This is a genomic window from Nocardia arthritidis (assembly GCF_011801145.1).
Lineage (GTDB): Bacteria > Actinomycetota > Actinomycetes > Mycobacteriales > Mycobacteriaceae > Nocardia > Nocardia arthritidis_A.
This window is the reverse complement of record NZ_CP046172.1, coordinates 8,460,278-8,473,222: the sequence shown is the minus strand read 5'-3', so window position 1 is coordinate 8,473,222 and position 12,945 is coordinate 8,460,278. Positions and strand designations below refer to the sequence as shown.

General features: G+C 66.7%; 15 protein-coding genes. 7 read left to right on the top strand and 8 right to left on the bottom strand.

Annotated features, from left to right (window positions below):
• Positions 1-11: 11 nt before the first annotated feature.
• Positions 12-1,001, top strand: coding sequence for an Lrp/AsnC family transcriptional regulator (locus F5544_RS38325; RefSeq protein WP_203217439.1), 990 nt, complete (start codon positions 12-14; stop codon positions 999-1,001).
• A gap of 19 nt (positions 1,002-1,020) precedes the next feature.
• Here F5544_RS38325 and F5544_RS38320 read toward each other — a convergent pair whose 3' ends face one another.
• Positions 1,021-1,497 carry a MarR family winged helix-turn-helix transcriptional regulator gene (locus tag F5544_RS38320; protein WP_167477679.1) on the bottom strand — a complete coding sequence of 159 codons (477 nt, stop codon included), beginning with the start codon at positions 1,495-1,497 and terminating at the stop codon, positions 1,021-1,023.
• 75 nt (positions 1,498-1,572) lie between these two features.
• On the opposite strand from F5544_RS38320, the gene F5544_RS38315 reads away from it, so the two are divergent.
• Positions 1,573-3,015 carry an MFS transporter gene (locus F5544_RS38315; RefSeq protein ID WP_167477678.1) on the top strand — a complete coding sequence of 481 codons (1,443 nt, stop codon included), beginning with the start codon at positions 1,573-1,575 and terminating at the stop codon, positions 3,013-3,015.
• 99 nt (positions 3,016-3,114) lie between these two features.
• Here F5544_RS38315 and F5544_RS38310 read toward each other — a convergent pair whose 3' ends face one another.
• The 3 genes from F5544_RS38310 to F5544_RS38300 form a co-directional block, all read right to left on the bottom strand.
• Positions 3,115-3,369 (bottom strand): alpha/beta fold hydrolase, encoded by a 255-nt coding sequence (locus F5544_RS38310; RefSeq protein WP_167477677.1) that lies wholly within the window; start codon positions 3,367-3,369, stop codon positions 3,115-3,117.
• Between the two features lie 204 nt (positions 3,370-3,573).
• Complete coding sequence (locus tag F5544_RS38305; protein WP_167477676.1) at positions 3,574-3,966, bottom strand: type II toxin-antitoxin system VapC family toxin; 393 nt, start codon at positions 3,964-3,966, stop codon at positions 3,574-3,576.
• Positions 3,963-4,226 (bottom strand): type II toxin-antitoxin system VapB family antitoxin, encoded by a 264-nt coding sequence (locus F5544_RS38300; RefSeq protein WP_167477675.1) that lies wholly within the window; start codon positions 4,224-4,226, stop codon positions 3,963-3,965. The genes F5544_RS38305 and F5544_RS38300 overlap by 4 nt, the downstream gene beginning before the upstream one ends.
• Positions 4,227-4,359: 133 nt before the next feature.
• On the opposite strand from F5544_RS38300, the gene F5544_RS38295 reads away from it, so the two are divergent.
• From F5544_RS38295 to F5544_RS38285, 3 genes are all read left to right on the top strand, one after another.
• The gene (locus F5544_RS38295; protein ID WP_167477674.1) at positions 4,360-4,971 is read left to right on the top strand and encodes a CHAP domain-containing protein; all 612 of its coding nucleotides are present in this window, start codon (positions 4,360-4,362) and stop codon (positions 4,969-4,971) included.
• Between the two features lie 273 nt (positions 4,972-5,244).
• Entirely contained in the window at positions 5,245-6,420 is a 1,176-nt protein-coding gene (locus F5544_RS38290; RefSeq protein WP_238846880.1) for a hypothetical protein, read from the top strand.
• Positions 6,421-6,693: 273 nt separating this feature from the next.
• Complete coding sequence (locus tag F5544_RS38285; RefSeq protein WP_167477673.1) at positions 6,694-7,398, top strand: DUF1906 domain-containing protein; 705 nt, start codon at positions 6,694-6,696, stop codon at positions 7,396-7,398.
• Positions 7,399-7,453: 55 nt separating this feature from the next.
• Here the strand turns inward: F5544_RS38285 and F5544_RS38280 are convergent, their stop codons facing one another.
• Positions 7,454-7,813 carry a hypothetical protein gene (locus tag F5544_RS38280; RefSeq protein ID WP_167477672.1) on the bottom strand — a complete coding sequence of 120 codons (360 nt, stop codon included), beginning with the start codon at positions 7,811-7,813 and terminating at the stop codon, positions 7,454-7,456.
• Between the two features lie 94 nt (positions 7,814-7,907).
• Positions 7,908-8,684: a hypothetical protein gene (locus F5544_RS38275; protein WP_167479772.1), complete on the bottom strand. Its 777-nt coding sequence runs from the start codon at positions 8,682-8,684 to the stop codon at positions 7,908-7,910.
• A gap of 366 nt (positions 8,685-9,050) precedes the next feature.
• Here F5544_RS38275 and F5544_RS38270 point away from each other — a divergent pair, with 366 nt between their 5' ends.
• Positions 9,051-10,313 (top strand): mannosyltransferase, encoded by a 1,263-nt coding sequence (locus F5544_RS38270; RefSeq protein WP_238846879.1) that lies wholly within the window; start codon positions 9,051-9,053, stop codon positions 10,311-10,313.
• Here the strand turns inward: F5544_RS38270 and F5544_RS38265 are convergent, their stop codons facing one another.
• Together F5544_RS38265 and F5544_RS38260 are read right to left on the bottom strand one after the other, a co-directional pair.
• On the bottom strand, positions 10,314-10,601 hold the full coding sequence (locus F5544_RS38265; RefSeq protein WP_167477670.1) for a 4a-hydroxytetrahydrobiopterin dehydratase: 288 nt from the start codon (positions 10,599-10,601) through the stop codon (positions 10,314-10,316).
• Between the two features lie 55 nt (positions 10,602-10,656).
• A complete protein-coding gene (locus tag F5544_RS38260) occupies positions 10,657-10,833 on the bottom strand; it encodes a hypothetical protein (RefSeq protein ID WP_167477669.1) in 177 nt (58 codons plus the stop codon).
• 155 nt (positions 10,834-10,988) lie between these two features.
• Here F5544_RS38260 and typA point away from each other — a divergent pair, with 155 nt between their 5' ends.
• Entirely contained in the window at positions 10,989-12,887 is a 1,899-nt protein-coding gene (gene typA, locus F5544_RS38255) for a translational GTPase TypA (RefSeq protein ID WP_167477668.1), read from the top strand.
• Positions 12,888-12,945 lie beyond the last annotated feature (58 nt).

The window sequence follows — 12,945 nt, the reverse complement described above, 5'->3', positions numbered from 1 at the left end:
TTATGGCAATCATGAAAGAAATAACCACCCTCGACGAGGTGGACCGCGGTCTGATCCACGCCCTGCGCATCGACGGCCGGGCCCCGTTCAACCGGATCGGGACGGTGCTCGGCGTCTCCACCCAGACCGTCGCCCGCCGTTATCGCAAGCTGCGCGCGGCGGGCCTGCGCGTGGTCGGCCTACCCGATCCGGCCAGGGTGGGCCAGTCGCAGTGGGTGGTTCGCCTCACCGTGACCACCGCGACGGCGCAGAATCTCGCACATGCGCTCGCCCGGCGCCCGGATACGTCCTGGGTCAAGCTGATCTCCGGTGGCACCGAAATACTTTTCGTCGTCGATGTCCCGCACGGTGCGGCCGCGAAATCGATTCTGTTGCACGATCTTCCGCGCACATCCGGCATTACGGGCAGCTCCGCCCATTTGGTGCTGCACACCTATCGCGGCGGACCGACGGCATGGCGCGGTCACCTCAGCGTCCTCGACGCGGCGCAGCGCGGCGCGCTCGACTGGGCGCCACCGGCGGGTCGTTCGGAATCCCGTGCGGCATCAGGATTTTCAGCTCCGGACCGGGCGCTGCTGACCGCGTTGAGCCGCGACGGCCGAGCCGGCCTCACCGAGCTGGCCGCGGCCACCGGCTGGTCCCAGGCGACGGTGACGCGCAGGCTGGCCGAACTGCGTGCGACCGGATCGCTGTTCTTCGACGTGGAATTCGACGACGCGCTACTCGGCGCGACCACGCGGGCGCTGCTGTGGATGTCGGTGGCGCCCGCCGAATTGGACGGCGTCGCAAGGACACTCGCCGAACACGAGGAGCTGGCCTTCGTCGCTGCCACCACGGGCGCGACAAACCTTGTCGCCCAAGCCATGTGCGCCGACCCGGTGGCACTGCACCGCTACCTGACCACCCGGCTCGCCGCGTTGCCCGCGATCCGGACGCTGGAATCCGCGCCCGTGCTGGCGACGGTCAAGGCGGCGGGCCGGGCGGTCAATCGTCTCGTCTGATACCGAAAGGCGCTGCGGCTCATTCCAATTCCGGCGGCCGCGGCCACGGGTTGTGCTCCAGCCGCTCTATCGATCCGTTGAGCCGCGCGATCAGCGCGCTCAGCTGCGCGACATCGGCGTCGGACCAATCGGCCACCACCGCGCCGATTCCGTCATGGCTCTGCAGCCGATCCGCGGCGAGCATCTCCAGCCCCTTCGCGCTGGCCCGCACCTTGCGTGCGATCCCGCCTTCCGGGTCGGCGACCCGCTCGACGAGGTCCGCCTTGAGCATCGCGGCCACCTGCCGGTTGATCGTGGAGATGTCGAGTTGGAAGGCCTCGGACAGCTCCCGCAGGCTCAGCGGGGCGTCGATTTCCAGGCGGGTGAGGATCAGGAACGCCGATCTGTCCAGTTGGAAGCCGGGCCGCCGCAGTACCGAGGCGGGGAAGTGCCGAGAGAGCAGGGTCAGCTCGAAGACGAGACGGGAGAACGCCTTGCTGTCTGGGGCACCGGTCATGGCCCTCACTATGTCGCCGGTATCACGGTCATAGCAAATTGTGCACCATACATAGGATGTGTAGCGTACACATTCATGACTGTTGCTGCCGACGCGTCTGCCAAGACCGTCTCCACCGGCGATCGGCGCAAGACACCGCCCGCCCTCCTCATCGCCACCCTCGGCACGGTCGGTGTCGTCGTCTCGCTCATGCAGACGCTGGTCATCCCGATCATTCCCAAACTGCCCACGCTGCTGAACACCTCCGCGTCCAACGCGTCCTGGGTGGTCACCGCGACGCTGCTGGCAGGCGCCGTCGCGACCCCGATCAGCGGCCGCCTCGGCGATATGTTCGGCAAGCGCCGGGTGCTCTTCGCCAATCTGGTGCTGCTCGTCGCGGGCTCGGTCGTGTGCGCGACCTTCTCCTCGCTGGTGCCCGAGATCGTCGGGCGTTCGCTGCAGGGCGCCGCGGTCGGTGCGATCCCGCTCGGCATCAGCATCATGCGCGACGAGCTGCCCGCCGAGAAGGTCGGCGGCGCGATGGCGATCATGAGCGCGACACTCGGCGTCGGCGGCGCCCTCGGCCTGCCGCTCGCCGCCGCGATCGCGCAGAACTACGACTGGCACATGCTGTTCTGGACCGCGGGCGCGCTCGGTCTGCTCTGCGCGGTGCTGTGCTTCATCTTCGTGCCCGAATCTCCGGTGCACACCCCCGCCCGCTTCGATTTCGGTGGCGCGGTTGGACTTTCGATCGCCCTGCTGGCATTGCTCATCCCGATCACCAAGGGCGCCGACTGGGGCTGGGCCAGCGCGAGCACGCTCGGCCTGTTCGGGCTCTCGGTCGTGGTGTTCCTGATCTGGGGCTTCTTCGAACTGCGTCAGAAGTCGCCGCTGGTCGACCTGCGGGTTTCGGCGCGGCCGCGGGTGCTGTTCACCAATATCGCGTCGATCGCGGTCGGCTTCGCGCTGTACGGCATGTCGATGACCTTCCCGCAGCTGCTCATGGCGCCGGAGAAGACCGGCTACGGTTTCGGCCTCACCATGGTGAACGCCGGATTGGCGCTGGCCCCAACCGGTTTCGTGATGATGCTGCTCTCGCCGGTGTCGGCCAAGCTGTCCGCCTCGCGCGGCCCGAAGGTCACCCTGGCGCTCGGCTCCGCGGTGATCGCGGCGGGCTACCTGTGCGCGCTGGTGCTGATGAACAGCGTGTGGGAGATCATGGTCGCCTCGATGATCATCGCGGGTGGTATCGGTCTCGCCTATGCCGCCATGCCCGCGCTGATCATGGGCGCGGTCCCGATCACCGAGACCGCGGCGGCCAACGGCCTCAACTCGCTGATGCGCTCCATCGGCACCTCCACCTCCTCGGCGGTGATGAGCGTGGTGCTCGCCCATATGACCATGCAGCTCGGCAAGTTCGTGCTGCCGTCGCGGGATGGCTTCCACACCACCTTCCTGATCGCGACGGCCGCCGCGGCGGCGGGCATCCTGATCAGCCTGTGCATTCCGATGCGCAAGGCGGCCGACGCCGCCGCATAACCGCGCGGCCCAAGATCTCTCGGGCAATGGCGCCCGAACGACCTTGGGGCCGAACGTCAACGATGACGTTCGGCCCCACTGTCGTTGCTGGGCACGGCTTTACAACAGCTCAGCGGTGAACTCGGCGAAGCACTCGGCGATGCGTTCCGGGAACTCGCCGTTGATCGCGTGTGAGGCCTCGGGCCAAAGCTCAACCCGCGCACCGGGAATGGTGCGCGCCGTCGCGGCCGCCCGCTCGGCGTCGTGCACGATGCTGCGGCCCGCCATGATGGCGAGCACCGGGATCTTGATTTCGGCGAGTTGAGCCTCGGTGGGCCGCACCGGAACCGGCTGCGCCTGCTGGAAATCCCGCATGGCGGAGGCGATCAGCCTGCCCTCCGGTACCGTCTGCTGGTGAAGTATCCGATTTTCGTCGTCGGCTTGCCGATGTTCGGTTCGAGAAAGAACTCGTCGTCGGTCATGGTTCAGAGGATAGGTCCGGCAAAAGAGGGGCGCATCCGAAACGGATGCGCCCCTCTCGGTTCGGCCGGAGCCGGTGATCGACTGCGAGTTATGTTGTCAGACAGCGGATTTGATGTCGGTATGGACGAAATCGTTGCCTTTGTACAGTAATGGCCGTCTGGTGACCGTTGCCAGTGCGTATGCGAAGCAGTCGCCCAGGTTCAGTTGTGCCGGGTGTCCGCTGCCTTTTCCGAAGTCGCGATACGCATCGCGGGCAATGGCGGCTTGCGCCAGTGAAACAGGCACAACTTCGATGGCGCTGTCCCTGATCAGCTCGGCGAAACGACGGGCGAATACAGGATCCAACGAACGGTCGACTTTGATCGCTAGCTCGAAATGATTGACCGCAGACATCGACAGTGTCGATGCGGAGTCCATCGCGTCGACGAACTTCTCTCGCTCGGGATCATGGCTGAGGATCGCGATAACCGCTGATGCGTCGATGATCAAGCTGGCATCCCCTGATCGTCGTAGAGATCATCGGTTGTCAGCGACGCCCGCATCTCCGGCGTCATGATGGCGTCGATGTCGGCGAGAATCTCGTACATTCGTTCCTTGCGAGACTGCTGCGCCGCCTTCTGTTCGGCGTCGAGCTCTTTCAACATACGTTTCACTGCCTCCTCCACAACGCTGGTCTGCGACATACCCGTTCGCTCGGCCGCCTCGCGCACCAGGGCGTGTACCTGCTCGTTTTTTATGTTCAATCCCATATCAATATCCCCAATGTCTACCCTCATAGAATAGCGTGGTAGAACTCTACCGCCGCCGACGTGATAGCGGCAACGAATTAATTCGCGGCCGGATCGATGGAACCGACGGGCCCGTTGGTTCGTCGTAGTGGATATGACCCAACCTCGCGCCGCCGCGCCGCGGCGGATCGGCCGCTGGATCGCGGCGGTGCTCGCGGTCGTCGCGCTCGCGGGCGCCGGTGCCGTGGGATTGCGCTGGTGGCAGGACAATTCGGCCGGTGCGCCGATCGTCGGCACGCGAGTCGTCCAGTTTCCCGATATCGATCGGTCCGCGCTGGATCCCGTTCAGGCGCGGCTGGTTTCGGTGCTCGAGCGTGAATTCGACCATCCCGGAACCGGTCCGACGTATGCCGAGGGTGTCACCGAACCGTGGTGCGCCGATTTCGTCAGCTGGGTGATGCGGGAGGCCGGTGCACCGCTGGCGAATCCGAACTCCGGATCGTGGCGCATTCCCGGCGTCTACACGCTGCAGGAGTATTACCAGGGGGTGGGCCGGTTCGCGCCGATCGCATCGGGTTATCAACCGCGCACCGGAGATGTGCTGCTCTACAACGATCCGAGCCCCTTTCATCAGCACACGAACATCGTGCTCACCGCGCGGGACGGCACGGTGACCACGATCGGCGGCAACGAACTGGGCGGTATTCGGATCCACCGCTTCGCACTGGCCGACGATTCCGGAATTGTCGGATTCGGGCGGCTGTGATCCATGAACCCGAGAGTTGTTGCGCCGCAATCGACGCGGCTCGGAGTGTGCGCCGTCGGCGCGTCCGGCGTTGACCTCTACGATTGATTCGGCGGTGCCCGGCAGCACCGTCGATGATCCTCGTCCTGCCTCCCCCTCATCGGCAGGGCGGGGATCCCGGCTCGCGTATTTCGTGCTGTCGTCCACGCCGATTCGCGCCGTGCCCCGAACCGACACCTTTGTCGCGTACCGTGTGCATGTCCGTTCGAAGGGTGAGGGTTTCGGAAGATTCTGATGCAGCCGACCGACGAAACGCGCCGGGCCATGGGAGCCGACGGGATGGTGGATGACGCCGCCCCCGCCTGGATCGACTATGCCGACTTCGGGGAACGCTTCGTCACACACGCCGTGACCGAGGACCGGATCGAGGCAGCGGTGGCGGGTATCGGCGGGCAGGGCATGAAGATCGGCCCGTTCAATATCGGCCCGGCCGGACTCGCCGGATTCGTCGCCGAGGGCAAGGTCGGCGAGCCGCATGTGCTGCGCAGCGGTCCGCACGTCACCTTCGAGGTGACCGTTCCGGTATCGCTATCGCTGAAAGTCCTGCTCGGCGGGCGCAAGCTGCGCTTCGAGGCGGTGGTCGAGATCGATATGACGATGCACGCGCGCACCGCCGATCCGGTGCTCATCGTCATCGACATACCGCCGCTCACCGCCCGCGACGTCAGCTTCGTGCTGCGGGCGCAGGCCATCGAGGCGGCGTGGGAGTGGATCCTGGATCCGATCGCGGGCCTGGTGCAGCGCGAGGTGGCCAACCGGGTCAACGCCATGCTGGCCGATCCGCAGGTGCGGCGCAGCCGCGTCTTCGACGTCGAGGCAATGGTTTCCGGCGTCCGGTCCGAACATCGCACCAAGGCCGAATTCGAGTGGATCGACTACGGCGAGTTCGGCCGCCGCTTCTTCGAGCGCATCGTCACCCGGGACCGGGTGTTCCAGGTGGTCGAGCGGATGGCGGGCCGCCCGATCGAGGTCGGGCCGCTGCGCACCGGTCCGCGTAAATCGGCGACGGTGACGGTGCGCGGCGCGGTGCTGGTGCCGCGGCTGGCCGAGCGCGCCGAGCCCGAACTCCCGGCGGACCCGATCGTCTTCGACATGCTGCTGCCGGTGAGCCTGGACATCACCGTCGACGTGTTGAAGGCCAACAAATATCGCGCGGAGGTCGAGGTGCCGCTGGTGCTGACTGCCCGCGCCGCCGACCCGCTGCTGATCGTCATCGATGTGCCGCCGCCCGAAACCGCCGATGTCCGGCTCGATTTCAAGGCGCACGGCATGCGCGCGGCGACACTCGGCGCGCTGGCCGGTATCCGCAAACAGGTTGTCGCACAGGTCGTCCGGGTTATCCGCGCCGAACTCGCCGACCCGTCGATCCGCACCATCGATGTCGCCGCGCGCATAGACGGCGCTGCCTGAACGTCGACATCGGGTCCGATGATCTTGAAACGGTCACGTGTTACAAGTGTGAACAGAGTTATCGCATGGGCCTAGCGGTTCATATGTGAGTGTGGTGAAATGAGTGCACGTTCGAGGCTCCCGGCGCGCGAGTGACACTTGGGGAAGGTGCGCCGGGTACGCTGGGCCGCTCCAGGCCCTCAGATCCACAACGGCGGCGCGAGGGGTTTCACCGGCCTCCGTCGCAGATCCACCCACAGCCACACATCAGCGGTTGCGCGAAGGAGTTCTGCGATGCGTTCGTTCTCGCTGTCCCGGCGTCAGCTGTTCGCCGTCACCGCCGCCGCGGGCCTGGCCGCCGCCGCGCCACGCGCCTCCGCCGCCGCGCCGATCGGAACCCTGGTCGATTACGCGGGCGGCATCCCGTCGGCCGCGGCGATTCGTGACGCGGGCCATCTCGGGGTGATCCGCTATGTCTCGGACCGGCGACCCGGCGCGGAGTGGATGGCCGGTAAACCGTTGCGCTCCCGCGAAGTCGACGAGTTGCGGGCCGCGGGCCTGCGGATTGTGTCCTGCTACCAGTTCGGCAAGGGCCCGACCGCGGACTGGCGCGGCGGGCTGGAGGCGGGCAAGCGGCACGCCGATCGCGGCCTCGCCCTGCACCGCGCCGCGGGCGGCCCGGACGACGCACCCATCTACGCCTCCATCGATGACAATCCGAGCGCCATCGACTTCGCCACCATGATCGCGCCGTATCTACTCGGCTGGCAGTCGGTGCTCGGCCAGGCGAACACCGGCGTCTACGCGAACGCGCCCACCATCGAGCTGGCCACCGCGGCGAATCTGGGTTCCTTTTACTGGCAGCACAATTGGGGCACACCGAAGGGTTTCGTGCACCCCTCGGCGCACCTGCACCAGTTCGAGGTCGACAAACGCGCCATCGACGGCGTCGGCGTCGACCTCAACAATGCGCTGCAGCCCGAATTCGGCGCCTGGTAGCCCCTCCTGTGTCGAAGCCCCATCCGGCGCTTCCGGCCGGACTTCGACTCAGGTCTTATGTCTGGCAATGACAGACCGGCGCGACCCTCAGGTCGGGTTCGTCGTCCGGCACCACCCGCAGCGTCGGGCGGGTCTCCGGCGCTTGGTGGTCGCCGAGCCAGGAGAGCAACGACCAGCGCGACAGCCCGGAGAACGCCGAGCCGACGCTGGCGAACGAGGCGGAGGAAATCACCGAGGCGAACGATCCGACCGATCCGATCGACAGCACCGAGCCGACGCTGCCGATGGACAGGATCGAATACGCCGAACCGATGGACAGGATCGAGCCCTCCGAACGGAACGACAGGATGGATCGGCGCGAACGCCTGCTACGGATACAACGATCGGGCCTTATCGAACTCTCGATAGTCGCCATGAAAGTGGTCTACCACAATCGGCGGCCGATGATGCGCCATCACCCCTGTATAAATCCGGGCAAATGCACAGGGGTTGTCCGGATGTACGAATTATCAAGCGACGCTGAAGAATCCGAGCGTCGGCAGGAATGAGCAGGTTCGCGGGTCCGCGTCGTCGGCCTTGGTGGTGAGCGAACCGGAAATCACCGCGACGATTCGGCCCGCACCCGTGTCGGCGATGGCGGACAGGGTGGCCGGACCGCCCGGATTGATCTTGGCCTCATCGGTGAGCGGCAGCACACCCGTCTGCCGGGTGTCCAGGTTCAGCCACTGGACGGTCATCGGCGGATCCTGCACCGGCGTCGGGCCTTTGGTGCCGAGCGCGGTGAATACGAATCCGGCCTGGCCCGCCTTGGGTCCCGGCGGCGGCAGGGTGGCCGGACCGGGGACGGCGAGCGCGGTGCCGACCGAATCGGCGGTGGGCGCGATGCAGCCCTTGCCGATGGTCGGGTAGAGGAACTGGGCGATCATCGGACCGTCCTTGGGCGGCAGGTCGGGGCCACCGCCGCCGCTGCCGTCGAGGAAGGTGATGATCTTGTCGAGCGTGTCCTTGACCTGCGGCGGCAGGTTCAGCGTCGCCAGCAGCCTGCGGGCCTGATCGAGGATGGCGGACTGCGGGCCGGAGACGTCGGCCGGTCCGGCGATCGCGCCGACGATGGCGGGGGCCAGCGAGGCGATGGCGTCGATCGGGACGCCCTCGGGGATCATCGGAACGGTGTCGGTGTGCACCGAGGCCGGAGCGGGAACCGGGGCGGCCGGCGCGGGTGCGGGGGCGGCCGGGGCCGGAGCGCCGAATGCGGTGGGCGCGGCGAGCGCGGCGCTCGCCGTCATGGCGAGCACGGAAAGCACGATCCGCGATCCTCGGTAGCGAAGCACTGGTCTAGCCGTCCTTACCTGAAAAGCCATCGTTTCCGGGGTCACTCTAGGGATAAGGCCGCTCTGTTGTACAGCTCACTATGAGCGGCGCCGCTGTCGTGGACGATCAGTGTGAACAGAAGGTAGCGCCGTTGTCTGTTACTGGTGTGAAAGGTGATACAAATGTTATCAGCGATTCGGGCGAATGGCCGGAGCCTCCCGCGCTGCGGCTAATCTAATGCACAGCACTCCCCGCCGCGTCGCCCAACCCCGGATCCGTTCCGGAACCAGGCCGACGACCCGACTCGAAAGCCTGCGATTGTGAACCGAGAGAGCGCACGGGTGGACGCACGTCCCGCCGCTGCCGGCCTCCGCTGGGCAGTGCCGTTGCTCGGTCTGTCCGTATTGATCCGCCTGGGCTGGATGCTGCTGGCCCCCAACGGTATGAACCTGGTCGACCTGCACGTCTACGTCAACGGTTCGGCCGATCTGCTCACCGACCGGCTCTACGACTACACCTATTCGGAGAAGACGCCGGACTTCCCGCTGCCGTTCACCTATCCGCCGTTCGCCGCGCTGGTCTTCTACCCCCTGCACTTCCTGCCGTTCACCGTCGTCGCGATCGGCTGGCTGCTGGCGACGGTCGCCGCGCTCTACTGGGTGGTGCGCATCGCTTTGGAGTTGTTGATCGGCAAAGAGCGTCTGCGCGAACCGAATTGGCGCGCGGCGACGATCGCCTGGACGGCCGTCGGCCTGTGGATGGAGCCGGTGCGTACCACCATCGACTACGGCCAGGTCAATGTCTTCCTGGTGCTCGGTGCGATGGCCGCGGTGCGCAGCGCGCGGTGGTGGGTATCGGGTTCGCTGATCGGCATCATCGGCGGCATCAAACTGACCCCGGCGATCGGCGGGTTGTATTTCGCGGCGCGGCGGCGCTGGGCAACGGTCGTATGGTCCGCGGTGGCGTTCGGCGCGACCGTCGGCCTCAGCTTCCTGATCAATTCGAAGGAGGCGCGGCGGTATTTCGGCACCCTGCTCGGTGACGCGCACCGGATCGGCCCGGTCGGCTCGGTGTGGAACCAGTCGCTGCGCGGAACCATCAGCCGCATTCTCGGCTACGACGTGGAGTCCGGTCCGTGGTGGCTGGCCGCGGCGCTGGTCGTCGCGGTGCTCGCGCTGCTGGCCTGGCGCACGCTGCGGCCCGACGACCTGCTCGGCACCCTGCTCATCGTGCAGCTGTTCGGGCTGATGGTCTCGCCCATCTCCTGGTCCCACCACTGGGTTTGGCTGATACCGACCGTGCTCTGGCTGCTTTTCGGGCCGGTGCGGGAACTGCCCGGCGCGCGGATCATCGCGGGCTACTGGCTCGTCACCATGGCGGTCGGGGTGCCGTGGGTGCTCTCGTTCCTGCAACCGTCGATCTGGACGATCTCCCGGCCGGGCATCCTGTCCTGGCTCGGCGCGGTGGATGTCGCCGGGGTGCTGGTGCTGTTCGGCTGGATGATCTGGCACGGCCGTGGCGAATTGCTCGCCCAGTGGCGAGGGCTGCGGACGTTCCGATTCGGACGTCCGCAGCCGGTGGACGCGGGTTCGGGCGCGGCCTGACTATCCGGCCAGCTTGTCGATCTCGCCCGCCAACGCGGTGTCCAGCGCGGTCAATCCGCCGGAATCGTGCGTCGACAGGGTGAAGGTGATCTTGCGCCAGCGGATATCGATATCGGGATGATGGTTGGCCGCCTCCGCGGCCTCGGCGACCCGGCGCACCAGGTCGATGCCTTCGAGAAAGGTGGGGGCCTGAACAGTGCGGGTGATGGTGTCGCCGGAGCGGGTCCAGTCCGGCAATCCGGTGAGAGCTTGCGTGAGTTCGGTCTCGGTCAGCAGTGCTGCGCTCATGAATTCGGTTCTACTCCACCGAGCCGAGCGGCATCGGGCATTCGCCGATAGGGGATCAGGCGGCGCGGGCCTTCTTGAGCCCCTTTTTCAGTTCCTTGCCGCAAACACCCGCGGCTTCCAGGCGTTTCATCCGCATGATGACCACGGGGCATTTCAAGCAGCGCGTCTTCTTCCGACAGCACTTCTTCTTCGGTTTCAGGCTCGAAACCTGCTTCGCCTTAACCTTGCCCATGATTGCTTAGCATAACCTAAGTGGCCCGCGTGGTCTTTTGCGGTCTCTTTACCGGTAGTGTGTGAGGCTGGCCAGTTTGCCCGGTGAAGTCGATTCTCCACCAAGTTCTCCATGGGCAGGGCCGGCATCGACACTTACAGCAGGAGGATTCAGGCGTGTCGTCTGCACGCGATTTTCGCAACGTCGCCATCGTGGCCCACGTCGACCACGGTAAGACGACGCTCGTCGACGCCATGCTGCGCCAGTCCGGCGCCTTCGCCGAGCGCGCCGAACCGGTCGACCGGGTGATGGACTCCGGTGATCTCGAGCGGGAGAAGGGCATCACCATCCTCGCCAAGAACACCGCGGTGCATCGCCACCACCCGGACGGTTCGGTGACCGTGATCAACGTCATCGACACGCCCGGCCACGCCGACTTCGGCGGTGAGGTGGAACGCGGCCTGTCCATGGTCGACGGTGTCGTGCTGCTGGTGGACGCCTCGGAGGGTCCGCTGCCGCAGACCCGGTTCGTGCTGCGCAAGGCGCTGGCCGCCTCGCTGCCGGTGATCCTGGTCGTCAACAAGACCGACCGCCCGGACGCGCGCATCGCCGAGGTGGTCGAGGAAAGCCACGACCTGCTGCTCGATCTGGCATCCGATCTGGACGACGCCGCCGCCGAGGCCGCCGAGCTGGCCCTCGACCTGCCCGTGCTCTACGCCTCCGGCCGCGAGGGCAAGGCGTCCAAGGAGCGGCCCGAGAACGGCAACGCCCCCGCCGCGGAGAACCTGGACGCGCTGTTCGACGTGCTGATGGAGCACATCCCGGCGCCCAAGGGCGATCCGGCCGCGCCGCTGCAGGCGCATGTCACCAACCTGGACGCGTCGGCCTTCCTCGGCCGTCTCGCCCTGGTCCGCATCCACAACGGTGAGCTGCGCAAGGGACAGAACGTTGCCTGGATGCACGGCGACGGTGTCAAGCAGGTGAAGATCACCGAGCTGCTGCAGACCATCGGCGTCGAGCGCAAGCCCGGCGAGGTCGCCGTCGCCGGTGACATCGTCGCCATCGCCGGCATTCCGGACATCATGATCGGCGACACCCTCGCCGATATCGACAACCCGGTCGCGCTGCCGCGCATCACCGTCGACGAACCCGCCATCTCGGTGACCATCGGCACCAATACCTCGCCGCTGGTCGGCCGGGTGCAGGGCCACAAGCTCACCGCGCGCATGGTCAAGGCGCGCCTGGACCAGGAACTGGTCGGCAACGTGTCGCTGCGGGTGCTCGACATCGGCCGCCCCGACGCCTGGGAGGTGCAGGGCCGCGGCGAGCTGGCGCTGGCCATCCTGGTGGAGACCATGCGCCGCGAGGGTTTCGAGCTCACCGTCGGCAAGCCGCAGGTGGTCACCAAGCAGGTCGACGGCAAGGTGCACGAGCCGTACGAGGAACTGACCATCGACTGCCCCGAGGAGTACCTCGGTGGGATCACCCAGCTGCTCGCCGCCCGAAAAGGCAAGATGGTGCAGATGAGCAACCATGCCGCCGGGTGGGTGCGGATGGAGTTCATCGTTCCCTCGCGTGGCCTGATCGGTTTCCGCACCGACTTCCTCACCGAGACCAGGGGCACCGGCATCGCCAACGCCGTTTCGCACGGGTACGCGCCGTGGGCCGGTGAAATCCGGGCCCGGCACACCGGTTCGCTGGTCTCCGACCGTGCGGGCACGGTCACCCCGTTCGCCATGATCCAGCTGTCCGACCGCGGGCAGTTCTTCGTCGAGCCGGGCGCGGACACCTACGAGGGCATGGTCGTCGGCGTCAACCCGCGTGCCGAGGACCTGGACATCAATGTCACCCGGGAGAAGAAGCTGACCAATATGCGCAGCTCGACCGCCGACGTGATGGAAACCCTCGCCAAGCCGCTGCAGCTGGATCTGGAGAGCGCGATGGAGTTCTGCGCCGCCGACGAATGCGTCGAGGTCACGCCCGAGGTGGTCCGGGTGCGCAAGGTGGTGCTCGGCGCCACCGAGCGAGCCCGCGAACTCTCTCGCCGCAAGGCAAGGGACCGCGCGGCGCTGTAAACGCTTCTCGCACAACTAAGGTGGACCCGGAGCGGGTCTCGGGGGATTAGGGCGATGT